The sequence below is a fragment of the Billgrantia sp. NRB1 genome (assembly GCF_056921725.1).
Genome location: NZ_CM167783.1, coordinates 4,029,674 through 4,052,859 on the forward strand (window position 1 = coordinate 4,029,674; position 23,186 = coordinate 4,052,859).

The window sequence follows — 23,186 nt, forward strand, 5'->3', positions numbered from 1 at the left end:
GCCGCATGGCTGAGGCGGCCGCCGATCAGCCGGACTGGGCCGCTGCGACCACGGGGGAGCGCGGCTCGAGTCCGCCGACGATCTCGTAGCTGCGCAGGCGATCCTCCAGGGCGAACACGTCGGTGTTGAGCATCAGCTCGTCGGCGCCGGTCTGTTCGAGGAAGTGCTCGAGGCCTTCGCGAACGGTCTCGGGGCCGCCGATGATGGCGGCGCCCAGAAACTGCTGCAGCTGGGCTTCCTCGACGGGCGTCATCGCCAGGTGTTCCACCGGCGGCTTGGCGCAGGTGCGCGCGCCGCGGATCATCCCCAGGAACTTCTGCTTGGCGGTGGTGGCCAGGTACTCGGCCAGGGCGTCGTTCTCGGCGGCGATCACCGGCAGGCCGACCATGGCGTAGGGGCGCGCGAGCACCTCGGAGGGGCGGAAGCTTTCGCGGTAGAGGCGCAGCGCCTCGAACAGGTAGCCGGGGGCGAACTGGGCGGCGAAGGCGAAGGGCAAGCCGAGTCGGGCGGCCAGCTGGGCGCTGTAGCCGCTGGAGCCGAGCAGCCAGATCGGCACCTTCGCGCCCTGACCGGGGACGGCGCGCACGCGCTGGCCGGGCTGCGCGTCACCCAGGAAGCCTTGCAGCTCGGCGAGACGCTGAGGGAAGTCGTCGACACCGGCATGGGGATCGCGGCGCAGGGCGGCCATGGTCGCGCCATCGGAGCCCGGCGCTCGCCCCAGGCCCAGGTCAATGCGCCCCGGATAGAGCGCCTCCAGGGTGCCGAACTGCTCGGCAATCACCAGCGGCGGGTGGTTGGGCAGCATGATACCGCCGCTACCCACTCGAATGCGCTCGGTGGCCCCCGCCACATGCCCGATCAGCACGGCGGTGGCGGCGCTGGCGATGCCCTCGATGCCGTGATGCTCGGCGAGCCAGAAGCGGCTGAAGCCGAGTCGCTCGGTCAGCCGCGCCAGGGCTACGCTCTCACGGAAGCTGTCGGCGGCGCTGCCCCCCTGGCGAATCGGCGCCAGGTCGAGAACGGAAAGCGGGGTATCGGCGAGTCGAGGCATGAAAGCTCCAAATTATTAGCCTGCTGATGACTCCCACCTTCGGGGCAGCGGCGGCGATATGCAATCCACCGCGTGACACGGCGCCCGCATCGCACACTCGGTCGCCGTTGGCTCAGGCGCCAAAACGCCAGCGCAAGGCATCGACAGCGCCCGAGCGAGAGGCGTTCTGGCGGGTGGGCCGGGGGCGTCGTCCTATGGCCTGAGGATCGCCACCGGGCAGCGCGCCTCGTGCAGCACCGCATGGCTGACGCTGCCGCTGATCACCCGGGCCAGGCCACTGCGCCCGTGGGTGGTCATGGCCAGCAGGGTGTTCTGGCAGTCGCCCAGGTAGTCGACGATGGCCTGGGCCGGGTTGCCGTGCAGCACTTCCCAGTCGGGGTCGAGGCCATCGGCCTGGTGCACTCGCCTGGCCAGACCGTGCATATAGCTGGACTCCATCACATCGCCCTGGGCACCCTCTTCCGTGACGTCCTCCGCCGACTCCTTGCCGAGCACCTGCAGCAGCTGCAGGCGCGCCCCAAGCTGGCGCGACAGTTCGACCACATGGGGCAGCATGGCCTCGGAGAGCGTCGAGCCGTCCACGCAGACCATCACCGTATCGATGCGCCGGATCGCCTCCGGGTCGAAGCGCGGGCCGCGCACCACCACCGGTGCACCGGCTTCCCGCACGGCCTGGCCCGCCACGCTGCCGAGGAACAGCTCGGAGGCGGGATGCCGCCCATGGGAGGTCAGGCAGAGCAGGCTGTCCGGCTGGGAGGCCAGCCGGGCCAGCACGGCAGCGGGGCTCTCCCCCACCTCGACGTTCAGCGACTCGGCGTATTCGCTCAGCCGATGGCGCTCGAGCAGCTGGAGGAGCGCCTCTCGATGCCGCTCGGCGCGCTCTGCCGAGCCGGCCACGGAGGTCAGCAGCAGCCGGGCCGAGAGCTGCCGCTGAAGCAGTTCGGCCAGCATGATGCCGCGCAGGGAGTAGACCGACTCGTCGATCGCCACATGAATGGTCAGCATCTCAGCACCTCCATAGCCTCTGCCAACGACTGTCCGAGCCTCGCCGACTCCTGGCAATCTGCCACCGGAAACCGCGTCTCGACAGCCCCTTCGCTGCAAAGCAGTGTAGCAAGTGCCGCGGTTCTCGACGCTGGCGACTAGGGCCGCTTCTCGGAAGCCGCCTCGCCATCTGGCCGCCGTGGCAACCCGAAGGGACGATGCAGCAGCTGGTAGGCCAGGACCCCCACCACCACACCCCAGAAGGCGGAGCCCAGGCCCAGGAAGCTGATGCCGGACGCCGTGGCGATGAAGGTGATCACCGAGGCCTCCAGGTGCCCCTTCTGGGCGGCGAAAGCGCTGATGTTGCTGGTGATGGCGCCGATCAGCGCCAATCCCGCCAGAATCGCCACGAACTCGCCAGGCAGCGAGGTGAAGAGCAGCACGATGGTGCCGGCGAAGGTGCCACCCACCAGGTAGAAGACGCCATTGGCCACTCCGGCCACGTAGCGCTTGTCGGGATCCTCGTGGGCCTCCTTGCCGGTGCAGATCGCCGCGGTGATGGCCGCCACTACCGTGGTAATGCCGCCGAAGAAGGCGGTGGCGAAGGAGGTCAGGCTGGTCAGGGTGACGATCGGCTTGGCCGGGGTGGTGTAGCCGGAGGTACGCAGGATCGCCATGCCCGGCAGGAACTGCCCGGTGAGGCTGACCAGCACCAGCGGGATCGCCAGGCTCAGTGTGGCGTTCCAGGTCCACTCGGGGCGGATGAACTGCGGCTCGGCCAGCTGCACCGAGACCCCGCGCAGGCTGGCCCCTTCCAGCACCACCGCCAGCACCACACCGACGATCAGCAGCAGGATCAGGCTGTAGCGGGGGGTGAGCCGCTTGAAGGCCAGGTAGGCGACCAGCATGCCGATGGCCAGGGCCGGCACCGGCTCAAGCGACAGGAAGACCCCGACGCCGAACTGGAAGAGGATGCCCGCCATCATGGCGCTGGCGATGCCCGGCGGGATCGCCTGGATAATACGGTCGAAGGAGCCGGTGATACCCACCACGAAGAGGAGCGCCGCGGCGGTGAGGTAGGCGCCCACCGCCTCGTTCAGCGACAGCCCCGGAAAGAGCGTGACCAGCAGCGCCGTCCCCGGTGCCGACCAGGCCGTCACCACCGGCACCTTCAGCCACAGGCTGAGCAGGATGCCGGAGAGACCGGCACCGATAGAGATCGCCCAGACCCAGGAGGTCATCATGGCCGTCGAGATCTCCGCGCTCTGGGCCGCCTGGAAGAAGATCGCCAGGGGGCCGGAGTAGGAGATCAGCACCGCCACGAAACCGGCGGTCAGGGCGGGGATCGACCAGTCCTTGTGCAGTTGCATTTCAATTTCCTATTACAGGTGATAGGCGGTTTAGCCAGGCGAGGCCTCACTATGCGGCCTTGAGTCGGCTGGTTGTTATACCCGCTCCCAGAGAGCTATGTTCGACATCCCGGTTTCCTGTCGAATAACCTCCTTGGGCCTATCCCAAGCGCATCTCACTGCATATCAGGGAGGAGAGCAAGGCTCCATAGAATCGTCGTGAGCTTCCACTCCTGTCGGGTGTTAGGAGATTCTGGCGCTCGCCGAAAGGGCTAACCAATATCGTGTGCGTAACCTGCCATACCCCTGGGGTATCGGCCGGCCAAGTCCTCTTGCCATCCAAAAGCCACAAAAAACCATGATTTCCGGTGGTTTCGCCGACTATACCCTGCCTTCAGCAGGTCCCGGCAGGATTGGACATTGCACACAAGTCCAATGCCGCTGGCCTTGCATTGCCAGAATGGAAGATCCCCAACGCTCTTGGGGCAATGATTCGGGGAAAGGTGGCATTTTTGTCAATCCAGCAACGCCGAGAGCCTGCGACAAAAGCATAATGAGTGCAGAAGATGGCAAAAAAGGCGACGAGTTCACCCGTCGCCAAGCCACCGGTCATCACTGACCGAGAGAGAACATGTCACGCCTTGTCACGAGCCTTGCGCCACCCCGCTAGCCACTCGACTGCAGGGCCAACCCAACCTTGCCCATTCGACCGCCTGCCTTGAGACGATCCAGGGCCTCGCAAATAGCCTCTAGGGGATAGACACTGTCGATAACGGGTGTGATCTCGTGACGCTCCACATAGGCAATCAGCTCCCTAAACTCGGAAGCGTTGCCGCTGGTGGAGCCGATGATCTGCAGCTGGCGAATAAAGAGACGCCTGATATCCGCCGAGGGCTGGTCCCCCGAGGTCGCCCCGCAGGTCACCAGGCGCCCGCCGCGCACCAGCGACTTCATGGCCGAGGCCCAGACGGCCTCGCCAACGTTCTCGACCACCACGTCCACGCCGCGGCCATCGGTCAGCGCCATGACGCGTCGAGCCACCTCCTCGGTACTGCCGTTGATCGCCTCGTGGGCGCCCAGCGTCAGGGCCCGTTGGAGCTTGTCATCCTCCCGGGAGGTGACGATCACTCTGGCGCCGATGCTGGCGGCCAGCTGCATGGCGGCAAGCGACACACCGCCGCCCACCCCGAACACCAGCACCGTCTCCCAGGGCTTCAGCTGCGCTCGGGTGAAGAGCATCCGCCAGGCGGTGAGGTAGTTGACCCCCAGGGCCGCGGCCTGCACGAAGTCCAGGTGCGCAGGCATGGGGAAGAGGTTCTCCACTGGAACGCTGAGCCACTGGGCGAAGGTGCCGTCCACATGCTCGCCCATCAGCTTCATGCGGGTGCAGAGCACGTCGTCGCCCCGCTGGCAGAACTCGCACCGCCCGCAGGTCAGGTTGGGAAAGACCACCACCCGCTGGCCCGTCGCCAGGCGCGTCTCGCCCTCTTCAATGGCCTCCACCACGCCAGCGCCGTCCAGCCCCATCACCAGCGGCAGCTCGTGGGTGATGCCCGCGCCACTGTTACGCATGTAGAGATCGACCTGATTGAGGGTGCCCGCCTCCAGGCGCACCAGCGCCTCGCCCGGCCGTCGCCGGGGCCGCTCGCCCTGCCTGACCTCGACCACCTCATTGCCACCGTGGCCGGTAATCACGACGGTCTTCATGGTTCCCTGCATGGCTAGGCCCTCTCCAGCAGCGTGGCAATGCCCTGCCCCACGCCTACGCACATGGTGCACAGGGCGTAGCGCTTGCCGCTCTTCTGCAGCTCGTGGGCCGCGGTCAGCAGCAGGCGGGCGCCGGACATCCCCAGCGGATGGCCCAGCGCGATGGCGCCGCCGTTGGGGTTGACCCGCGGGTCGTCATCCTTGATCCCCAGCTCGCACATGCAGGCGAGCGCCTGGGCGGCGAAGGCCTCGTTGAGCTCGATCACGTCGATCTCGTCCAGCGACACGCCGGTGCGCTCGAGCAGCTTCTGCACCGCGGGAACCAGGCCGATGCCCATGATGCGCGGCTCGACGCCAGCGGTGGCCATGCCGAGGATCTTCGCCATGGGGGTGAGGCCGTGCGTCTCCACCGCGGCGGCGCTTGCCACCAGCATGGCGGCGGCGCCGTCGTTGACTCCGGAGGCGTTGCCGGCGGTGACGCTGCCACCTTCGCGGAACGGCGTCGGCAGCCCGGCGAGCTTCTCGAGCGTCGTCGCGCGCAGGTGCTCGTCCTGGTCGAAGCGCAGCGGTTCCTGCTTGCGGCGCGGAATCTCGATGGCGGTGATCTCCAGCGCGAAGCGGCCGGCGGCCTGGGCAGCTGCGGCCTTCTGCTGGGAGCGCAGGGCGAAGGCGTCCTGGTCCTCGCGGTAGATGGCGAACTGCTCGGCCACGTTCTCGGCGGTCTCGGGCATGGAGTCGACGCCGTAGGCCTTCTTCATCTGCGGGTTAACGAAGCGCCAGCCGATGGTGGTGTCCTCGATCTTCTGGCCCCGGGAGAAGGCGCTGTCGGCCTTGCCCAGCACGTAGGGGGCGCGGGACATGGACTCCACGCCACCGGCCAGGGCCAGCTCCATCTCGCCGGCCTTGATGGCGCGGAAGGCGGTGCCCACCGCGTCCATGCCGGAACCGCACAGGCGGTTCAGGGTGGTGCCGGGAATGGACACCGGCAGGCCGGCCAGCAGCGCCGACATCCGCGCCAGGTTGCGGTTGTCCTCACCGGCCTGGTTGGCACAGCCCATAAAGACCTCTTCGATGGCGGCAGGGTCGAGATCCGGCGCCTCGGCCAGCACCGCCTTGAAGATGGTGGCGGCCATATCGTCGGGACGCACGCTGGCCAGGGTGCCGCCGAAGCGGCCGATGGCGGTGCGCCGCGGATGGCAGAGGTAGACACTATTCATAACTGGCACCAAATTATTCACGGCAATTTATTTAAAGTTCTTTCGATAGGACTTGAGGATCTCGCCGACGATGCCGCTACGGAAGCTCAGCACGCAGACCACGAAGATTACCCCCAGGATTGGACCCACCCAGGCGCCCAGGGCGCCCTGGGCCAGCAGATGCTGCAGGCTGACCACCAAGCCGGCGCCCACCACAGGGCCGAACAGGGTGCCCACCCCGCCCAGCAGGGTCATCAGGATCACCTCACCGGACATGTGCCAGTGAGCGTCGGTCAGCGAGGCCAGCTGGAACACCACCGTTTTGGTGGAGCCGGCCAGGCCGGCCAGGCCCGCGGAGAGGATGAAGGCCAGCAGCTTGTAGGCATCGGTGTTGTAGCCCAGCGACACTGCCCGCGGCTCGTTCTCGCGGATCGCCTTGAGCACCTGGCCGTAGGGTGAGTGCACGGCGCGCTGCACGATGGCGAAGCCGATCAGGAAGACGGCGAACACGAAGTAGTACATCGCCAGGTTGCTGCGCAGGCTGATCACGCCGAACAGCTCGCCCCGCGGCACCCCGTGCAGGCCATCCTCACCACCGGTAAAGGGCGCCTGAACGTAGAAGAAGTACACCATCTGCGCCAGCGCCAGGGTCACCATGGCGAAGTAGATTCCCTGGCGGCGAATCGCCAGGGCACCGAACACCGTGCCCAGGGCCAGGGCCGCCAGGGTGCCGACGATGATGCCCATCTCCGGGGTCAGCGCCGGGTAGCTGGCCAACAGGTAGCCGGTCACGTAGCCGCCGGTGGCCAGGAAGGCGGCATGCCCGAAGGAGAGCAGCCCCGCGTAGCCCAGCAGCAGGTTGAAGGCGCAGGCGAACAGCGCGAAGCACAGCACCTTCATCAAGAACACCGGGTAGGCGAAGAAGGGTGCCACCAGGCCGATCGCAATCAGCACGAGATACAGGAGGTTGCGGCGCATATTGGCGCGCCGCTGGCGCTCCATGGTCGGGGTCAGGGTTTGCGTCGTGGCCATGACGTCATGCCTCCTTGCCGAAGAGACCGGCGGGTCGAATCAACAGCACCAGGATCATTACCAGGAAGATCACGGTGTTGGCCGCCTCGGGGTAGTAGACCTTGGTGAGGCCCTCGATCAGGCCCATGCCCAGGCCGGTGAGCACGGCGCCGAGGATCGAGCCCATGCCGCCGATCACCACCACGGCAAAGACCACGATCAAGAGGTTGGAGCCCATGGTCGGCGACACCGGATAGAGCGGTGCGGCCAGCACCCCGGCGAAGGCGGCCAGCGCCACGCCGAAGCCGTAGGTCAGGGTAATCAGCAGCGGCACGTTGACACCGAAGGACTGCATCAGCGCCGGGTTCTCGGTGCCGGCCCTCAGGTAGGCGCCAAGCCGCGTGCGCTCGATGATGAACCAGGTACCCAGACAGACCACCAGCGCCGCCAGCAGCACCCAGGCGCGATAGACGGGCAGGAACATGAAGCCCAGCTGGAAGCCGCCCTGCAGCGCCTCCGGCGTGGGATAGCGGGCGCCCGAGACCCCGAAGAAATTGACCAGGGTGCCTTCGAAGATCAGCGCCAGGCCAAAGGTCAGCAGCAGGCCGTAGAGGTGGTCCAGGTGGCCGATGCGGCGCAGCAGCAGCCGCTCGATCACCATCCCCAGCAGGCCCACCACCAGCGGCGCCAGCAGCAGTGCCGCCCAGTAGTTGATACCCAGGTAGCGCATTCCCAGCAGGGTGGCGAAAGCCCCGAGCATGTACATGGCCCCGTGGGCGAAGTTGACGATCTTCAGTAGGCCGAAGATCACCGCGAGCCCCAGGCTCAGCAGGGCGTAGAAGGCGCCGTTGATCAGGCCCAGCATCAGCTGGCCCATGAACACCGCCAACGGCACCCCGAATATCATCGTCATGTTAGGTTCTCCTCAACATAGGGAAGAAGAAAGCTCACACCCCTAGCAGGGAATGCAGGTGGTCGCGCTTGCCGGCCAGCTCGGCCTTGCTGATCTCTTCGACGATCCGGCCGTGCTCCATCACATAGTGGCGGTCGGCCAGGGGCGCGGCGAAGCGGAAGTTCTGCTCCACCAGCACGATGGTCATGCCGCGGTCGCGCAGCTTGACCAGCACTTCGCCGAGTTTCTGCACGATGACCGGGGCGAGCCCTTCGGTGATCTCGTCGAGCAGCAGCATGCGCGCGCCGGTGCGCAGGATGCGCGCCATGGCCAGCATCTGCTGCTCGCCGCCGGAGAGTCGGGTACCCTGGCTGCGCCGCCGCTCATAGAGGTTGGGGAACATCTCGTAGATCTCGTCGAGAGACATCCCGCCGGAGCGCACCGTGGGCGGCAGCAGCAGGTTCTCTTCGACGTCGAGGCTGGCGAAGATGCCGCGCTCCTCCGGGCAGTAGCCGATGCCTAGCCGCGGAATGCGGTGGGGCTTCATGCCCAGCGTCTCGTTCCCGTTGATCATGACCGAGCCGGTGCGCCGGCCCACCATGTTCATGATCGCCTTGAGGGTGGTGCTGCGCCCCGCGCCGTTGCGGCCCAGCAGGGTGACCAGCTCGCCACGCCTCACGTCGAAGTCGACGCCGTGGAGGATGTGCGATTCGCCGTAGAAGGCGTGCAGGTCGCGCACCCGCAGCATTTCGGCGCCATCGTGATCCTGATAGTGCGTGGCGTCGGCGACCGGTTCGGCTACCTGATTCATGCGCTGGCCTCCTCTTCTGCATCCGCTTCAGTGCCCATGTAGGCCTCCTTGACCCGCGGGTCGGCGGACACCTCGGCGTAGTCGCCTTCGGCCAGCACGGCCCCACGCGCCAACACGGTGATGCGATCACACAGCCGGCTCACCACGCTGAGGTTGTGCTCCACCATCAGCACGGTGCGGCCCTTGGCCACGCGACGGATCAGCTCGACGATGCGGTCGACGTCCTCGGCGCCCATGCCCTGGGTCGGCTCGTCGAGCAGCATCAGGGTCGGCTCCATGGCCAGGGTGGTAGCCACTTCCAACGCCCGCTTGCGCCCGTAGGGCATCTCCACGGTGAGCACGTCGGCGTACTCGCGCAGGCCCACTTCGTCCAGCAGTTCGATGGCCCGCTCGTTGAGGTGCTCGAGGGTGCGCTCGGACTTCCAGAAGTGGAAGGAGGTGCCCATGGGCCGCTGCAGCGCCACCCGCACGTTCTCCAGCGCGGTCATGTGGGCGAACACCGCCGAGATCTGGAAGGAGCGCACCATGCCCAGTCGGGCGATCTGGTTGGCCTTCATGCCGGTGATGGCGTCGCCGCGATAGAGGATCTCGCCGCGGGTCGGCGGCAAAAACTTGGTGAGGAGATTGAAGACGGTCGTCTTGCCGGCCCCGTTGGGACCGATCAGGGCGTGGATATGTCCTTCCCGGACCTGCAGGTTGACATCGTCCACGGCGGTGAAGCCGCGAAACTGCTTGGTCAACCCGCGAGTTTCGAGTATGTACTCATCTGCCATAAAGATTCCCTTATCGTTGTTGATAATCAGGCAGCGGGGGAAAAGAGGCACCACCGGGAACCCGGTGTCATAGTGAATCGCGTAGCGGAAGCCCCAGTGCAATACGCTGCTTCAGCCAGGGGCTGACGCGATAGCGCGCCTCGCCGTAGTGCTCATGCAGGCAGGCGAGCACCTGAGAGAGGGTCTGCGGCCCGAAGCGCTCACCGAAGGCCAGCGGACCCTGCGGGTAGCCAAGAGCCAGGGTGACGGCACGGTCCAAAGTGGCCGGCTCGGCCACGCCACGACGCACGATCTCGCTGCCGATATTGGTCATGAAGGCGAGGATCCGCTGGGCCACGAACCCCGGCGAGTCATGGATCACCTCCACCGGCACGCCGTCGACGCTCAATACACAGCTCGCCTGGGCCAGCACCGACTCATCGATGGCGGGATGGCGCATCAGCACCCGGCAAGCATCGAAGCCGGCCAGGGACTCCAGCGCCAGGGTGCGCTCGGCGGGAAGGCCTCGCTCGGCGATGGTATCGCTGGCCGTCTTCCCTATCGGCGTAACCAGGCAGATGGCCTCCGGAGAGGGCACCGTGCCCGCCTCCAGCCAGGTGCCAGCAGCCTCGGCCAGTCGGGCGATGCGCTCACGCCACTCGGGCTCCCGGCGATCCAGCCAGAAGGGGCGCGTGACGGGGACCGCCGGCGGCGGCACGACGTCCGGCTCGAGCCGTTTGCCCTGCGCGTAGCGGTAGAACCCCTCGCCGCTCTTGCGCCCCAGCAGGCCGGCGGCGATGCGCCGCGGCACCTGCCAGGAGGGCGTGTAGTAGGGGTCGTCATAGAACTGGCGGTAGACCGACTCCATCACCGCATGGGTCACATCGAGGCCGATCAGGTCGAGCAGCTCGAAGGGGCCCATACGAAAGCCGAGGCTCAATGTCAGGATCCGGTCGATCTGCACCGGCGTGGCGATGCCCTCGTCCAGAAGGCGCAGCGCCTCGGGGGCGTAGGCGCGCCCGGCGTGGTTGACCAGGAAGCCGGGGGTGTCCGGGGTCAGCGCCGGGAAGTGGCCGGCATCCCGGGCCAGCCGCGCGAGCCGTTCGATCACCGCCGGGCGGGTCAGCTCACCACGCACCACCTCGACGATCTTCATCAGCGCCACGGGGTTGAAGAAGTGGTAGCCCGCCACCCGCTCGGGGTGGCGGCAGGCGCTGGCGAGCCGCGTCACCGACAGCGAGGAGGTGTTGCTGGCCAGTATCGCCTCACTGGCCACCACCTCCTCCAGCTGGCGCAGCAGCGCCTGCTTGGCCTCCAGGTTCTCGACGATCGCCTCGATCACCAGATCGCACTCGGCGAGCCCGGTCAGGCCATTACTGAGATGAATCCGGGAGAGCGTCGCCTCCCGCTCTTCCGGTGCGAGCCGCCCCTTGGCCACCGAGCGCTCCAGCAACCCGCTAATAAAACTCAGCCCCTCCTCGACAGCCCCTTCGTGGCTGTCATGCAACCACACCTCATGGCCCGCAGCAGCAAACAGCTGGACGATACCGCGGCCCATCACGCCGCTGCCGACGACACCAATTCTCTCTTTCGCTGACTCCGCCACGCCTCACCTCCTCAGAGCTTGCTCTCAAGTTCCGGCAGCGCCTGGAAGCGATCCGCGACGAGGCCGCAGATCATCGAGAGCGCCACCGGGAAGATCCCGATCTTCCTTACAGTTTGCTTTCCAGTTCCGGCAGCGCCTCGAAGAGATCCGCCACCAGGCCATAGTCGGCCACCTGGAAGATCGGCGCCTCCTCGTCCTTGTTGATGGCGACGATCACCTTGGAGTCCTTCATGCCGGCCAGGTGCTGGATGGCTCCGGAGATACCCACGGCGATGTAGAGTTCGGGGGCGACGATCTTGCCGGTCTGGCCCACCTGCATGTCGTTGGGCACGAAGCCGGCGTCCACTGCGGCCCGCGACGCGCCGATGGCCGCGCCCAGCTTGTCGGCGATGCCCTCGAGCAGCTTGAAGTTCTCGCCGCTGCCCATGCCGCGACCGCCGGAGATCACCACCTTGGCGGCGCCCAGCTCGGGACGGTCGGACTCGGCCAGCGCTTCCTTGACGAAGGTGGACTGGGCGTTGTCGGCCACGACGTCCACCGCTTCGACCTCGGCGCTACCGCCTTCGCCAACGGCATCGAAGCCGGTGGCACGCACGGTGATCACCTTGAGCGGATCCTCGCTCTGCACGGTGGCGATGGCGTTGCCGGCGTAAATCGGGCGCTTGAAGGTGTCCGGGGACTCCACCGCGATGATCTCGGAGATCTGGGAGACGTCCTTGAGGGCGGCGACGCGGGGCAGCACATTCTTGCCGGTGGTGGAGGCGGCGGCCAGCACGTGGCTGTAGTCGCCGGCCAGCTCGGCGAGCAGCGCGGCGGTGGGCTCGGCCAGCAGGTGGGCGTAGGCGGCGTTGTCGGCCACGCGCACCTTGCGCACGCCGTCGAGCTTGGCGGCCGCTTGTGCCACGGCGCCGACGTTCTCGCCCGCCACCAGAATGTCAATGTCGCCGCCGATGGCTTGCGCCGCGGCAACCACGTGGGCAGTGGCGCCAACCAGGGCGCCGTCGTGATGTTCGGCCAGGACCAGAATGCTCATGAAATCAGCTCCCTCAAAGCACTTTGGCTTCGTTTTTCAGTTTGTCCACGAGCTCATCCACGGAGCCCACCTTGATGCCGCCCTGGCGCTCGGCCGGCGGCTCGACCTTGAGCAGCTTGACCTTGGAGGCCACCTCGGCGCCCAGGTCTGCCGGCGACTTGACGTCCATCGGCTTCTTCTTGGCCTTCATGATGTCGGGCAGCTTGGCGTAGCGCGGCTCGTTCAAGCGCAGGTCGGTGGTGGCGATGGCGGGCAGGGAGAGCTCGACGGTCTGCAGGCCGCCATCGATCTCGCGAGTCACCTGGGCCTTGTCGCCGTCGATGACCACCTCGGAAGCGAAGGTGCCCTGGGGCAGGCCGGTCAGGGCGGCGAGCATCTGGCCGGTCTGGTTGTTGTCGGTGTCGATGGCCTGCTTGCCGAGGATCGTAAGGCCCGGCTGCTCCTCGTCCACCACCTTGGCCAGCAGCTTGGCGGCGGCCAGCGACTCGACGCGCTCGTCGGTCTCGACATGCACGGCACGGTCGGCGCCCAGCGCCAGCGCGGTACGCAGCTGCTCCTGGGCGGCCTTGGGACCGATGGTCACCGCGACGATCTCGGTGGCCACCCCGCGCTCCTTCAGCCGCACCGCCTCTTCCACGGCGATCTCGCAGAAGGGATTCATGGCCATCTTGACGTTGGTGAGGTCGACGTCGGAGTTGTCCGGCTTGACCCGAATCTTGACGTTGTAGTCGATGACGCGTTTGACCGCGACGAGGACTTTCATGACGTATCTCCCGTGAACTGTTGTTGTAACTACCAGAGCGACTTAGGCGCTGGGTGAAAAGTCGACGAGCGATGGTCAGGCAAGGCAAAAATCGGCGAAAAGACGGAGTTTACGGGCTGTAAATGAGTACTTTGAGCCGATTTTTAACGCCGCATGACCGAGCGCAGGCACTTTTCACAGTGCCTAGCAGAAGGCCTGGATGCCGGTCTGGGCCCGCCCCAGGATCAGCGCGTGAACGTCGTGGGTGCCCTCGTAGGTGTTCACCACCTCGAGGTTGACCAAGTGGCGCGCCACCCCGAACTCGTCGCTGATGCCGTTGCCGCCCAGCATGTCGCGGGCCAGGCGGGCGATATCCAGCGCCTTGCCGCAGCTGTTACGCTTCATGATCGAGGTGATCTCCACCGCGGCGCTGCCCTCGTCCTTCATGCGGCCCAGGCGCAGGCAGCCCTGCAGGGCCAGGCAGATATCGGTCTGCATGTCGGCCAGCTTCTTCTGGATCAGCTGGTTGGCGGCCAGCGGCCGGCCGAACTGCTGGCGATCCAGGGTGTACTGGCGGGCGGTGTGCCAGCAGTCCTCGGCGGCGCCCAGCGCCCCCCAGCTGATGCCGTAGCGCGCCGAGTTGAGGCAGGTGAAGGGGCCCTTGAGGCCGCGCACCTCGGGGAAGCGGTTTTCCTCGGGCACGAAGACGTTGTCCATGACGATCTCGCCGGTGATGGAGGCGCGCAGGCCCACCTTGCCGTAGATCACCGGTGCCGAGAGCCCCTCCCAGCCCTTCTCAAGCACGAAGCCGCGGATATCGCCCTCGTCGTCCTTGGCCCACACCACGAAGACGTCGGCGATGGGGCTGTTGGTGATCCACATCTTGCTGCCGGTGAGGCGATAGCCGCCGTCGACCCTGCGGGCGCGGGTCACCATGGCGCCGGGGTCGGAGCCGTGGTTGGGCTCGGTTAGGCCGAAGCAGCCGATCCACTCGCCGCTGGCCAGTTTCGGCAGATACTTCTGCTTGGTGGCCTCGCTGCCGAACTCGTTGATCGGCACCATCACCAGGGAGGACTGCACGCTCATCATGGAGCGGTAGCCGGAGTCGACGCGCTCGATCTCCCGGGCGATCAGGCCGTAGCAGACGTAGTTGAGGCCGCTGCCGCCGTACTGCTCGGGAATGGTGGCCCCCAGCAGGCCGGTCTCGCCCATCTCGCGGAAGATGGCCGGGTCGGTCTGCTCGTGACGGAAGGCCTCCAGCACGCGGGGGGCGAGCTTGTCGGCGGCGAACTGGGCCGCGCTCTGCTGCACCATGCGCTCCTCCTCGGTGAGCTGCTGGTCGAGGAGCAGCGGGTCCTGCCAGTGGAAGGCGGGCATCTGGGACATGGCAAAGGTTCCTGTCGTTGTCGTTAGGGGCGCTGACGGAGCTCAGCTGGCCTCGATAAGGTCGGCGTAGGCCTTGAGGTGACGATCGTCATCGCCGAAGCGGTGGCCCAGCATCACCAGGTGGCGGGCATGGTGGGCGAGGCTGTACTCCCAGGTCATGCCGATACCACCATGGAGCTGGATCGCCTCTTCGGCGATCAACCGAGCCGCACGCGTCACCACGTGCTGGGCGGCAATCAGCTGGCGGCTGCGCTCCTGACTTGCCGGCTCGTCGGCCAGACAGGCCGCGAGGATGGCCATGGAGGTGGCCAGCTCCAGTTCGGTACTCATATCCACCATGCGGTGCTGGAGCACCTGGAAACGGCCGATGGGCTTGCCGAACTGCTGACGGGTCTTGAGATACTCCAGGGTTAGCTCGCAGGCCTGCTGCATGCTGCCCACTGCCTCGGCGCACTGGGCTGCCATGGCGCGCCCCAGCTGGTAGTTCAGGGCCTCATGGGCCGCACCGGCCTCGCCCAGCAGGGCGTCGTCGGCCAGGCTCACGTCATCGAGGGTGATGTCGCAGGCCCAGGGGCCCGCCATGGTGGGATAGGCGCGGCGCCGCACGCCGTCCGCCGCGGGGTCGACCAGGAAGAGCGAGAGGCCGTCGCACTCGCCGGGCTCCCCCGCCGTGCGCGCCACCACCAGGAGCCTGTGGGCGGCCTGACCGCCGATCACCACCGACTTGCGGCCCGAGAGCCGCCAGCCGTCGGCGGTGCGCTCAGCACAGGCCTCCGTCCACTCAGGCCGAAAGTGGGTGCGCGGCTCCTCGCTGGCCACCGCAAGCAAGAGCTCACCCGCGGCCAGGGCAGGTAGCAGCGCCTCGCGCTGGGCCTCGCTGCCGAGTGCCTGCACCAGGCCGCCCCCGAGAATCTGCGACTCCAGGTAGGGCTCCAGGCAGAGGCCACGACCGAGCTCCTGCATCACCACTAGGTTCTCGACCCCGCTGCCGCCCATGCCGTCATGGGCCTCGTCGATGGGCACCGCCAGCACGCCGAGTTCGGCCAGCTGGGCCTGGAAAGCCTCGCTGAAGCCCGGCTCACTGCGCTGTACCGTGTCGCGCTGCTCGAAGCCATAGTGCTCCCTGACCAGGCGGGCCAGCATGTCCTGCAGCATCTGCTGCTCGTCAGTGAAGGAAAAGTCCATGGTGGCCTCCTATAAGCCCAACTGGGCCTTCGCCAGGATGTTCTTCTGGATCTCATTGGAACCGCCGTAGATCGACAGCTTGCGCAGGTTGAAATACTGGGCGGCGGGCGTGGCGCTGTAGTCGGCATGCAGTGGCTCCCCGTCGTGCTCAAGCGCCATCTCCTCCGCCAGGAAGGGCAGGGCGTGGGGGCCCAGCACCCGGCGGGTGAGGTCGCTGATCGCCTGGCGGATCTCGGAACCGGTGATCTTGAGGATCGAGCTCTCCGCCCCCGGCACCCCGCCAGCCTGGGCCCGGGCCAGGATGCGCAGGGTGCTCATCTCTACCGCCATCAGCCGCATCTCTACCTCGGCAATACGCTGGCGCAGAAGGGGCTCCTCGAGAGCCGGGCGACCGTCAATCACCTCACGTGCGGCGATCGCCTTGAGATGAGCCAGGGCCGCCTTGGAGATACCGACGCCGGCCTGGCCGGTGCGCTCGTGGGTCAGCAGGTACTTGGCGCAGGTCCAGCCGTCGTTCTCCTGACCGACCAGATTCGCCACCGGCACCCGGACGTTGTCGAAGAACACCTCGTTGACCTCGTGGGCGCCGTCCAGGGTGATGATCGGCCGCACCGAGATCCCGGGGCTCTCCATGTCGATCAGCAAAAAGGAGATGCCCGCCTGAGGCTTGGTCTCCGGATCGGTACGCACCAGGCAGAAGATCCGGTTGGCGTGCTGGCCCAGGGTGGTCCAGGTCTTCTGCCCGTTGACGATGTAGTGGTCGCCCTCGCGCACTGCTCGGGTCTTCACCGCGGCCAGGTCGGAGCCGGCACCCGGCTCGGAATAGCCCTGGCACCACCAGTCCGTGCCGTCGAGGATGCGCGGCAGGTAGTGGGCCTTCTGCTCGGGGGTGCCGAACCTGATGATCACCGGCGCCACCATATTGACGCCGAAGGAGATCAGCCGCGGCGCACCCGCCGCCGCGCACTCCTCCTCGAAGATATGCTTCTCCACCACGCTCCAGCCAGTGCCGCCGTGTTCCACCGGCCAGTTGGCGGCATACCAGCCGCGACGATTGAGGATCGCCTGCCAGCGTTGGTGGTCTTGCTTGGTGAGCTTCTTACCGAGCCGCACCTTGGCGGCGATGTCGGCAGGCAGCTCAGCCGCCAGGAAGGCCTTTACCTCGTCGCGGAAGGCCAGCTCCTGTTCACTGAAATGGATATTCATGCGGTGGTCCCTCTTGTGTTGTCCCCGCCGCCGCCGTTAAGAGAGCGACTGTCGCGGCCGCGAGCCAGGAAGGCTTCGACCTTGGCTTGGCGCTGGGGCGAGGCCAGGCACTCCAGGAAGAGCTCGCGCTCGCGGGCGAGCGCCTTGTCGAAGGGGTGGGTCATGGCCGCCTCCAGGGCCTCGACGGCCTTGAGGGGGGCGAGATCCCCCGAGGCGGGCAGCGCCAGCGCCTCGCGCTGGGTGGCCAGCCACGCGAGCGGCGCCTCGCTGTTAGAGAGGAGCTCACGCTCCCGGGTGGGACGCACGCCCTCTCGGGCAAGCTCCGCTGCCATGGCCACACGTGCTTCCTCTGGGGTATGTCCCTGCTCAGCGACGCCATCGACAAGGCCTAGCTCAAGGGCCGGGCCAGCCCCAATGGGCTCGCCGGAAAGTATCCGCTCAAGGGCAGCTTCCAGCCCGACAAGCCTTGGCAGCCGCTGGGTGCCTCCGGCGCCAGGGATCAGCCCCAACTTGACCTCCGGCAGGCCGAAGCGCGCATCGGGCGCGGCGAATCGATAGTGACAAGCCATTGCCAGCTCCAATCCGCCGCCGAGAGAGACGCCATGAAGCCAAGCCACCACCGGCTTTGGCGAGTCCTCGATAGCATTGATCACGTCTGGCAGCACCGGCGCCTGGGGGGAGGTGCCGAACTCCTTGACATCCGCACCGGCAGAGAAACAGCGTCCGCCAGACTGCAGCAGGACCCACTCCACTGCTGGGTCTTCCAGGGCGGCGGCCAGCGCCTCTATCAATCCGGACCGTACAACATGGCCCAGGGCATTCACCGGCGGGTTAAAGAGTGTGATCAGGCCGCAGCGGCCGCTGCGGGTCAGAGTGACGGGCTTGCTCATGGCGCTCTCTCCCGATGGTTGTTATCTGCCGTGCTGGCGTATTCAGCGATGACACCAAACCGGCACGCGATCAGCACAGGGGGCAGGGCGTGAGGATCCCAGGGCCGATTCGATTTCGCTTCGAGTCTAGTCAGACTCAAAATAAAAGACAATATATTGACATAAATTTTATCGTGGCCTAGGTTTCATCTCAAGGCGCACAGCAAAGCCAGTGCACACCGCGAAGTCAACAAAGACAAATAAATTGTTTTTTCAGGAGCTTATATGTCAATCCATACGAATCTGATGCCTGAGCGCAGAGAGGCCATGGTCGAGCTTGGTGCTTGGAATGACATTGTCATTACAGATTATTTGGATGAGGCGGTGGCCTCGGCGGGGGATCGGGTTGCCATCACCACCTACCGAATGAGCGACGGCAGCCGCATCGAGCTGAGCTATCGTGAGCTGAACGACAAGGTCACTCGCCTAGCGGCAGGGCTTGCGGGCTTGGGAGTGGAGAAGGGCGACATCATCTCCTGTCAGCTACCCAACTGGTGGCAGATGACCGCCCTGCATCTGGCTTGCGTACGCATCGGCGCCGTGCTCAACCCCCTGATGCCGATCTTCCGCGAGCACGAGCTGGAATTCATGCTCGGCATGGCCGAGAGCAAGGTGCTGGTGGTCCCCCAGGTCTTCCGCAAATTCGACCATTCCGCCATGGCGCATGAACTCCAGCGCTCACTGCCCCAGCTCAAGCATGTGCTGGTGGTCGGCAGCGAAGGGGAGGACAGCTTCGAGCGGGTGCTGCTAGAGCGCGCCTGGGAAGATGAGGTCGATACCGCCACCTTGTTCCGGGAACGCCGCCCGTCGGGAGACGACGTGGTGCAGGTTCTCTATACCTCGGGCACCACCGGCAAACCCAAGGGAGTGATGCATACTTCCAACACTCTGTTCAGCAATATCCGACCCTTCGCCGAGCGTCTGGCCCTAGGCGAGGAGGACACCATCTTCATGCCCTCCCCGCTGGCCCACCAGCTGGGCTTCCTCTATGGCCTGATGCTGCCCGTCTATCTCAAGGCCAGCGTGGTGCTCCAGGACACCTGGCTGCCGGAAGAGGCCGTGGCCATCATCCGCGCCGCACGGCCCCGCCTGATGCTCGGCTCGACCCCTTTCCTGGCCGATATCGCCGAGCAGGCCATCGCCCACGGCCCGGACCTGCAGTCGCTGAAGCTGTTCCTGTGTGCCGGCGCCCCGATCCCCAGCCCCCTGGTGGAGAAGGCCGCCCAGAACCTGCCGACGCGCATCCTCTCCGCCTGGGGCATGACCGAGAACGGCGCGGTGACCACCACACTGCCCGAAGATGATCCAGAGCGTGCCGTGAATTCCGATGGAGTGACGCTGCCTTACGTGGAGCTCAAGGTCACCGACATGGAAGGCAACACGCTACCCGCCGGGCGGGAGGGCCCTCTTTACATGCGTGGCGCAAGCCTCTTCGTCGGCTACTTCAAGCAGCCGGAGCTCTACGGCGTGGATGACGAAGGATGGTTTCCCACTGGCGACCTGGCGCGTCTCGATGAGCAGGGCTATGTGCGCATCACCGGACGTTCCAAGGACGTGGTGATTCGCGGTGGCGAGAACATCCCCATCGTCGATATCGAGAACATCCTCTACCAGCACCCCAAGATTCAGGCGCTGGCCCTGGTCGGCAAGCCCGACGAACGCCTTGGTGAGCGGCTGTGCGCCTACGTGACCCTCAAGGAGGGCGAAGAGTCGCTGACCCTCGAGGAGGTCTGCACCTTCCTGGCCGCGCGCAAGGTGACCCGCCAGTACCAGCCGGAATTCCTGGAGGTACTCGACGAACTGCCGCGCACTCCCTCCGGCAAGATTCAGAAATTCAAGCTACGAGAGCAGGCCAGCCGGCGCGATTGAGGCCACCCTCTACAGCAAAGATTCCCTACTACCCGAAAGGAGAGAGACCTGATGGAAGGCTTAAAAGATAGAGTCGTGATAGTGACCGGCGGCGGCGGCGGCATCGGTCAGGCGGTGAGCAAACGGTTCGCCGAGCATGGCGCCAAGGTCGCGGTCCTCGATCGCGACGAGGCGGCTGCCCAAGCCACCGTTGCACTGGTCACCGAGGCCGGCGGCCAAGGCCGCGCCTACGCCGCCGACATCACCGACTACAACGCTATCGTGGCCACCGTGGCGAACATCGAGCAGGATCTCGGTACCCCCACCGTATTGGTCAACAATGCCGGCTTCGACCGCTTCATGCCATTCCTCAAGACCGAGCCGGCCATGTGGGAGTCGCTAATCGCCGTCAACCTGACCGGTGCGCTCAACATGCACCATGTGGTGCTGCCGAAGATGGTCGAAGCCGGTGGTGGCCGGGTGATCAATGTCGCATCCGACGCCGCCCGGGTCGGCTCCTCCGGCGAAGCCGTTTATGCCGCTTGCAAAGCTGGCATGCTGGGCCTAAGCAAGACCTTGGCGCGTGAGCTCGCCAGCAAGAACGTCACCCTCAACGTGGTCTGCCCCGGCCCCACCGATACCGCCCTGCTCAAAGGCGTAGCCAATACCGCCCGGGACCCGGAGAAACTCCTCGAGGCCTTCCGCAACGCCGTGCCCATGCGCCGCATCGGCCAGCCAAAAGACTACCCCGGCATCATCACGATGCTCGCCAGCGACGAGGCCAGCTTTATCACTGGCCAAGTGATCAGTGTCTCCGGCGGCCTGACCATGGCCGGCTAACCGAAGCCGACGCTTTTTATTTACAGCGATTTTCAGGAGCTCTGCGATGACCCACTCAGCGACAAACTACGAAGACATCCTCTACGACGTCACCGATGGTGTGGCCACCATCACCATCAACCGCCCCGACCGCTACAACGCCTTCCGCGGCCAAACCTGCATGGAGCTGCTCGACGCCTTCAACCGCGCCGGTTGGGACAAGTCCATCGGCGTGATCGTACTGACCGGTGCCGGCGACAAGGCGTTTTGCACTGGCGGTGACCAGGGCGCCCACGAGGGCCAGTACGACGGTCGCGGTATCATCGGCCTACCGGTGGAGGAGCTGCAGACCCTGATCCGCCAGGTGCCCAAGCCGGTCATCGCCCGGGTCAACGGCTTCGCCATCGGCGGCGGCCATGTGCTGCACGTGGTGTGCGACCTCTCCATCGCTGCCGAGACCGCCGTCTTCGGCCAGGTAGGCCCCAAGGTGGGCTCCGTGGACCCGGGCTTCGGCACCGCCTACCTCTCCCGGGTCATCGGCGAGAAGCGCGCCCGCGAGATCTGGTATCTGTGCCGCAAGTACAGCGCCCAGCAGGCGCTGGAATGGGGCCTGGTCAACGCCGTGGTGCCGCCGGAGCAGCTCGACGAGGAGGTGCGCAAGTGGTGCGACGAGATCCTCGAGAAGAGCCCCACCGCGCTTTCCATCGCCAAGCGCTCCTTCAATGCCGACAGCGAGAACATCGCCGGCATCGGCGCACTCGGCATGCAGACCCTGAGCCTCTACTACGAGACCGAGGAGTCCAAGGAGGGGGTCACGGCCTTCAAGGAGAAGCGCAAGCCCCAGTTCCGAAAATTCTAGCTCCGCAAGCACTATAAGTGATGCCCCAAGGGGAATGAGGGAGGGTGCCGCCGGCCCAGGGGGCGGCGGCTTTCCGAAATGGAAGGAGACGGCCATGAACTTTGCCTTTACCGAACAACAAGATGCCATTCGCGAAAGCGTGGCCAAGCTGTCCGCCGACTTGCTAGCCCCCCGCTACCGGCGGCGTGAGGAGGAGGCCCGCATCGAGCGCGAGATCGTCGAAATGCTCGGCGAGATGGGCTGCCTGGGCGGGGAGCTTCCCGAGGAGTACGGCGGCAGCGGCCTGGACTGCGTTACCAGCGGCGTGATTATCGAGGAGATATCCCGCGGCGACTTCAACGTCGGCTACCTGCCGTTGCTCGCCTCGCTGAACGGCCAGATCATCGCCCAGCATGCGCGCCCCGAGCTAGCCCGCGAATGGCTCGCCGGCATCACCTCCGGCAAGAAGATCTGCTGCATCGCCCTGACCGAGCCCCACGGCGGCAGTGACGCCGCCAACCTGAAGCTTAAGGCGACCCGCAACGGCGACCACTTCGTGGTCAACGGCGAAAAGACCTCGATCTCAATGGCAGACCAGGCCGATGTAGCGGTGGTCTTCGCCCGCACTGGCACCCAGGAGCAGCGCGCCAGCGGCATCAGCGCCTTGCTGGTGCCCATGGATCTGGACGGGATCACCACCAGCCGCTTCGAGGATTCCGGGCAGCGCGCCATTGGCCGCGGCTCGATTTTCTTCGACAATGTGGCCGTGCCCGCCGATCACATGCTTGGCGCGGAGGGCCAGGGCTTCAAGCAGGTGATGCAGGGCTTCGACTACAGCCGCGCGCTGATCGGCCTTCAGTGCCTGGCGGTGGCCCAGCAGTCTCTGGACGAGACCTGGCAGTGGCTCACCGAGCGCGAGGCCTTCGGCCAGCCGCTGGCGGGCTTCCAGGGGCTGACCCACCCGCTGGCCGAGTACCAGACCTACGTCCAGGCCTCCCGCCTGCAGTGCTACTACGCCCTGTGGCTGAAGGACAACGACCTGCCCCACACGGCAGAGGCGGCCATGAACAAGTGGTGGGGTCCCAAGCTCGCCTTCGACGTGATCAAGCAGTGCATGCTGGCCCACGGCCACACCGGCTGGGGCGAGGACCTGCCCTTCTCGCAGCGCATGCGCGACGTGCTGGGGCTGCAGATCGGCGACGGCACCGCCCAGATCATGAAGAACATTATCACGCGTCAGTCGGTGCCGCGGTGACCAGCGCCTACCGGGAAGTGAGGCGCAGCGCCGCCCCCCTGACGCCACCGAGCGACAAAGGAGTGCTCCCGATGGCTCAGGACGACAGAAGCGTCGCCAACCGCCTTTTCTTCCGCCTCTTCCAGGCCAGCAATATCCTGCAGAAGCAGACCGTCAGCGCCGTGGGGCTCACTACCGTCCAGTGGGCGGTGCTTGGCGCCCTGTCCCGCAGCGGCTACGAAGAGGGAATCGCCTTCAATGACCTGACCGAGTATCTGGTCGTCAGCCGACAGAGCCTGGACGGTGTCCTCAAGCGCCTGGAGCGCGAGGGCCATGTGCGGCGAATCCCCCACCCCGACGACGGCCGCGCCCGGCTGATCCTGTTGACCGATCAGGGGCGGACTTACTGGGAAAGCCTGCAGCCAAAGATCCATGACTTCTATGCCCAGGGACTGGAAAGCCTGAGCTTCGACGAAACGGTCAGCCTGCTGCACTACCTCAACAAGTTCCAGAAGGACCTGGAGCGAATTCAGCCCATATCGACCGAAGAGGAGGCCGCCACCACCGACAATATCTTCAAGAACTGATCACGGCGCCCCCGGCGCCC

General features: G+C 66.1%; 21 protein-coding genes. 5 read left to right on the forward strand and 16 right to left on the reverse strand.

The window, feature by feature from the left end:
- Nucleotides 1–25: 25 nt before the first annotated feature.
- The 16 genes from ACZIYR_RS18460 to ACZIYR_RS18535 all read right to left on the reverse strand — a co-directional run bounded on the left by ACZIYR_RS18460 (nt 26) and on the right by ACZIYR_RS18535 (nt 17,801).
- Entirely contained in the window at nt 26–1,051 is a 1,026-nt protein-coding gene (locus ACZIYR_RS18460) for an LLM class flavin-dependent oxidoreductase (RefSeq protein ID WP_483527667.1), read from the reverse strand.
- A 192-nt stretch (nt 1,052–1,243) separates the two neighbouring features.
- Nucleotides 1,244–2,056, reverse strand: coding sequence for a universal stress protein (locus ACZIYR_RS18465; RefSeq protein WP_483527668.1), 813 nt, complete (start codon nt 2,054–2,056; stop codon nt 1,244–1,246).
- A gap of 137 nt (nt 2,057–2,193) precedes the next feature.
- Complete coding sequence (locus ACZIYR_RS18470) at nt 2,194–3,405, reverse strand: benzoate/H(+) symporter BenE family transporter (protein ID WP_483527669.1); 1,212 nt, start codon at nt 3,403–3,405, stop codon at nt 2,194–2,196.
- A 645-nt stretch (nt 3,406–4,050) separates the two neighbouring features.
- The gene (locus ACZIYR_RS18475) at nt 4,051–5,091 is read right to left on the reverse strand and encodes a zinc-binding dehydrogenase (RefSeq protein ID WP_473031802.1); all 1,041 of its coding nucleotides are present in this window, start codon (nt 5,089–5,091) and stop codon (nt 4,051–4,053) included.
- 14 nt (nt 5,092–5,105) lie between these two features.
- A complete protein-coding gene (pcaF, locus tag ACZIYR_RS18480; protein WP_483527670.1) occupies nt 5,106–6,308 on the reverse strand; it encodes a 3-oxoadipyl-CoA thiolase in 1,203 nt (400 codons plus the stop codon).
- 27 nt (nt 6,309–6,335) lie between these two features.
- Nucleotides 6,336–7,319, reverse strand: a complete 984-nt coding sequence (locus ACZIYR_RS18485) for a branched-chain amino acid ABC transporter permease (protein ID WP_473031804.1) — start codon at nt 7,317–7,319, stop codon at nt 6,336–6,338.
- Between the two features lie 4 nt (nt 7,320–7,323).
- Nucleotides 7,324–8,211 (reverse strand): branched-chain amino acid ABC transporter permease, encoded by an 888-nt coding sequence (locus ACZIYR_RS18490; RefSeq protein ID WP_473031805.1) that lies wholly within the window; start codon nt 8,209–8,211, stop codon nt 7,324–7,326.
- A 34-nt stretch (nt 8,212–8,245) separates the two neighbouring features.
- The gene (locus ACZIYR_RS18495) at nt 8,246–9,001 is read right to left on the reverse strand and encodes an ABC transporter ATP-binding protein (RefSeq protein WP_473031806.1); all 756 of its coding nucleotides are present in this window, start codon (nt 8,999–9,001) and stop codon (nt 8,246–8,248) included.
- Nucleotides 8,998–9,774 (reverse strand): ABC transporter ATP-binding protein, encoded by a 777-nt coding sequence (locus tag ACZIYR_RS18500; RefSeq protein WP_473031807.1) that lies wholly within the window; start codon nt 9,772–9,774, stop codon nt 8,998–9,000. The genes ACZIYR_RS18495 and ACZIYR_RS18500 overlap by 4 nt, the downstream gene beginning before the upstream one ends.
- A gap of 67 nt (nt 9,775–9,841) precedes the next feature.
- Entirely contained in the window at nt 9,842–11,359 is a 1,518-nt protein-coding gene (locus ACZIYR_RS18505; protein ID WP_483527671.1) for a 3-hydroxyacyl-CoA dehydrogenase, read from the reverse strand.
- 106 nt (nt 11,360–11,465) lie between these two features.
- Complete coding sequence (locus ACZIYR_RS18510; RefSeq protein ID WP_473031810.1) at nt 11,466–12,392, reverse strand: electron transfer flavoprotein subunit alpha/FixB family protein; 927 nt, start codon at nt 12,390–12,392, stop codon at nt 11,466–11,468.
- A gap of 13 nt (nt 12,393–12,405) precedes the next feature.
- Entirely contained in the window at nt 12,406–13,155 is a 750-nt protein-coding gene (locus ACZIYR_RS18515) for an electron transfer flavoprotein subunit beta/FixA family protein (RefSeq protein ID WP_483527672.1), read from the reverse strand.
- Between the two features lie 183 nt (nt 13,156–13,338).
- Nucleotides 13,339–14,520, reverse strand: a complete 1,182-nt coding sequence (locus ACZIYR_RS18520; RefSeq protein WP_483527673.1) for an acyl-CoA dehydrogenase — start codon at nt 14,518–14,520, stop codon at nt 13,339–13,341.
- Between the two features lie 42 nt (nt 14,521–14,562).
- Complete coding sequence (locus tag ACZIYR_RS18525) at nt 14,563–15,705, reverse strand: acyl-CoA dehydrogenase family protein (RefSeq protein WP_473031813.1); 1,143 nt, start codon at nt 15,703–15,705, stop codon at nt 14,563–14,565.
- A 9-nt stretch (nt 15,706–15,714) separates the two neighbouring features.
- Nucleotides 15,715–16,911, reverse strand: coding sequence for an acyl-CoA dehydrogenase family protein (locus tag ACZIYR_RS18530; RefSeq protein ID WP_473031814.1), 1,197 nt, complete (start codon nt 16,909–16,911; stop codon nt 15,715–15,717).
- Nucleotides 16,908–17,801 (reverse strand): enoyl-CoA hydratase/isomerase family protein, encoded by an 894-nt coding sequence (locus ACZIYR_RS18535; protein ID WP_483527674.1) that lies wholly within the window; start codon nt 17,799–17,801, stop codon nt 16,908–16,910. Before ACZIYR_RS18535 ends, ACZIYR_RS18530 begins: the two co-directional genes overlap by 4 nt.
- 264 nt (nt 17,802–18,065) lie before the next feature.
- Between ACZIYR_RS18535 and ACZIYR_RS18540 the strand changes: the two genes are divergently transcribed.
- The 5 genes from ACZIYR_RS18540 (at nt 18,066) to ACZIYR_RS18560 (ending at nt 23,166) form a co-directional block, all read left to right on the forward strand.
- The gene (locus tag ACZIYR_RS18540) at nt 18,066–19,709 is read left to right on the forward strand and encodes an AMP-binding protein (RefSeq protein ID WP_483527675.1); all 1,644 of its coding nucleotides are present in this window, start codon (nt 18,066–18,068) and stop codon (nt 19,707–19,709) included.
- 51 nt (nt 19,710–19,760) lie between these two features.
- Nucleotides 19,761–20,528 (forward strand): SDR family NAD(P)-dependent oxidoreductase, encoded by a 768-nt coding sequence (locus ACZIYR_RS18545; protein WP_483527676.1) that lies wholly within the window; start codon nt 19,761–19,763, stop codon nt 20,526–20,528.
- Nucleotides 20,529–20,574: 46 nt separating this feature from the next.
- The gene (locus ACZIYR_RS18550) at nt 20,575–21,366 is read left to right on the forward strand and encodes an enoyl-CoA hydratase-related protein (protein WP_473031819.1); all 792 of its coding nucleotides are present in this window, start codon (nt 20,575–20,577) and stop codon (nt 21,364–21,366) included.
- Nucleotides 21,367–21,460: 94 nt separating this feature from the next.
- Nucleotides 21,461–22,600 carry a cyclohexanecarboxyl-CoA dehydrogenase gene (aliB, locus tag ACZIYR_RS18555; protein WP_483527677.1) on the forward strand — a complete coding sequence of 380 codons (1,140 nt, stop codon included), beginning with the start codon at nt 21,461–21,463 and terminating at the stop codon, nt 22,598–22,600.
- A gap of 71 nt (nt 22,601–22,671) precedes the next feature.
- The gene (locus ACZIYR_RS18560) at nt 22,672–23,166 is read left to right on the forward strand and encodes a MarR family winged helix-turn-helix transcriptional regulator (protein ID WP_483527678.1); all 495 of its coding nucleotides are present in this window, start codon (nt 22,672–22,674) and stop codon (nt 23,164–23,166) included.
- Nucleotides 23,167–23,186: the final 20 nt, after the last annotated feature.

Coding starts and splice junctions, on each gene's coding strand:
- ACZIYR_RS18470 (WP_483527669.1), bottom strand. CDS start 3,405: ATGCAACTGCACAAGGACTGGTCGATCCCCGCCCTGACCGCCGGTTTC.
- ACZIYR_RS18525 (WP_473031813.1), bottom strand. CDS start 15,705: ATGGACTTTTCCTTCACTGACGAGCAGCAGATGCTGCAGGACATGCTG.
- ACZIYR_RS18475 (WP_473031802.1), bottom strand. CDS start 5,091: ATGAAGACCGTCGTGATTACCGGCCACGGTGGCAATGAGGTGGTCGAG.
- ACZIYR_RS18500 (WP_473031807.1), bottom strand. CDS start 9,774: ATGGCAGATGAGTACATACTCGAAACTCGCGGGTTGACCAAGCAGTTT.
- ACZIYR_RS18545 (WP_483527676.1), top strand. CDS start 19,761: ATGGAAGGCTTAAAAGATAGAGTCGTGATAGTGACCGGCGGCGGCGGC.
- ACZIYR_RS18495 (WP_473031806.1), bottom strand. CDS start 9,001: ATGAATCAGGTAGCCGAACCGGTCGCCGACGCCACGCACTATCAGGAT.
- ACZIYR_RS18485 (WP_473031804.1), bottom strand. CDS start 7,319: ATGGCCACGACGCAAACCCTGACCCCGACCATGGAGCGCCAGCGGCGC.
- ACZIYR_RS18460 (WP_483527667.1), bottom strand. CDS start 1,051: ATGCCTCGACTCGCCGATACCCCGCTTTCCGTTCTCGACCTGGCGCCG.
- ACZIYR_RS18520 (WP_483527673.1), bottom strand. CDS start 14,520: ATGTCCCAGATGCCCGCCTTCCACTGGCAGGACCCGCTGCTCCTCGAC.
- ACZIYR_RS18510 (WP_473031810.1), bottom strand. CDS start 12,392: ATGAGCATTCTGGTCCTGGCCGAACATCACGACGGCGCCCTGGTTGGC.
- ACZIYR_RS18550 (WP_473031819.1), top strand. CDS start 20,575: ATGACCCACTCAGCGACAAACTACGAAGACATCCTCTACGACGTCACC.
- ACZIYR_RS18515 (WP_483527672.1), bottom strand. CDS start 13,155: ATGAAAGTCCTCGTCGCGGTCAAACGCGTCATCGACTACAACGTCAAG.
- ACZIYR_RS18535 (WP_483527674.1), bottom strand. CDS start 17,801: ATGAGCAAGCCCGTCACTCTGACCCGCAGCGGCCGCTGCGGCCTGATC.
- ACZIYR_RS18540 (WP_483527675.1), top strand. CDS start 18,066: ATGTCAATCCATACGAATCTGATGCCTGAGCGCAGAGAGGCCATGGTC.
- ACZIYR_RS18465 (WP_483527668.1), bottom strand. CDS start 2,056: ATGCTGACCATTCATGTGGCGATCGACGAGTCGGTCTACTCCCTGCGC.
- aliB (WP_483527677.1), top strand. CDS start 21,461: ATGAACTTTGCCTTTACCGAACAACAAGATGCCATTCGCGAAAGCGTG.
- ACZIYR_RS18530 (WP_473031814.1), bottom strand. CDS start 16,911: ATGAATATCCATTTCAGTGAACAGGAGCTGGCCTTCCGCGACGAGGTA.
- ACZIYR_RS18560 (WP_483527678.1), top strand. CDS start 22,672: ATGGCTCAGGACGACAGAAGCGTCGCCAACCGCCTTTTCTTCCGCCTC.
- ACZIYR_RS18490 (WP_473031805.1), bottom strand. CDS start 8,211: ATGACGATGATATTCGGGGTGCCGTTGGCGGTGTTCATGGGCCAGCTG.
- pcaF (WP_483527670.1), bottom strand. CDS start 6,308: ATGAATAGTGTCTACCTCTGCCATCCGCGGCGCACCGCCATCGGCCGC.